A 920-nucleotide genomic window follows, 5' to 3' on the forward strand; every position below is an offset into this window, starting at 1 on the left:
TCGTGGAACCCCGACAACATCTACTGGGCGAACAAGCCCGCCTTCACCACCGAGGACGCCTCCACCAACTTCAAGGGCGTCACCTCCGACTGCGCCGTCTATCCGGACAGCATGGACTGGAACGTCACCGGCATCGTCCAGGACTGGGCCGCCGGCGCCGCCAATCACGGTCTGGTGCTCAAGTCCCCCGGTGAGACGGACGTCGACAACTACCGGGTGTTCACCTCTTCGGAAGACACCGATTTCACCCTGCCTCCGACGCTGACCATCACCACCAGCGGGCCCGCCTCGGCGCCGGCTGTCGGCGCCCTGGCCATCACCCCCGCCCTCAGCGTGGACGGCGGCGTCGTGGCCACCTCGCTCACCCCGCAGCTTGCCGCCGCCGTCAGCGACATCGCCGGCGGTGATCTGACCGGCGCGTTCGAGATCGAGCACGACCCGGCCGCCACCTCCCAGGGCACCGGTCAGATCTGGGCGGGCGACTCGGTCGCCGTCGCCTCGGGTGGCCAGGCCACGGTCAGCGTCCCGGTCGGGAAGCTGGCCGACGGGTGGAGGGTCCGCTGGCGGGCCCGGGCGGTTAACTCGGGTGCGTCGACCACGTCGGCGTGGTCGGACTGGCAGACCGCGACGATCGACGTGCCCAACCCGGCGGTCGCGGCCTTCCAGGTCACCCCCTCCCAGGTGGTGGACGGCGGCACCGTGGCCACCAGCCTGACCCCGGCCCTGAGCACCACGGTCACCGACCCGGCCGCGCAACCGGTGCGTGCCGAGTTCGAGGTCGAGCACGACCCGGCCGCCACCGGTCAGGGCAGCGGCCAGATCTGGGCAGGCGCCGTGGACAACGTCGCCTCCGGCACTCAGGCGTCGGTGACCGTGCCCGACGGGAAGCTGACCGACGGGTGGAAGGTGCGCTGGAGGGC

At 71.5% G+C, this 920-nt stretch carries 1 protein-coding gene; it reads left to right on the forward strand.

Going from position 1 to position 920, the window contains the following annotated elements; all coding sequences use genetic code 11:
• The coding region (locus tag FLX08_RS39955; protein ID WP_142625442.1) for a DNRLRE domain-containing protein at positions 1–920 on the forward strand (920 nt) is incomplete at both ends.

Source organism: Microbispora hainanensis (genome assembly GCF_006874475.1).
GTDB classification, from domain to species: domain Bacteria; phylum Actinomycetota; class Actinomycetes; order Streptosporangiales; family Streptosporangiaceae; genus Microbispora; species Microbispora hainanensis.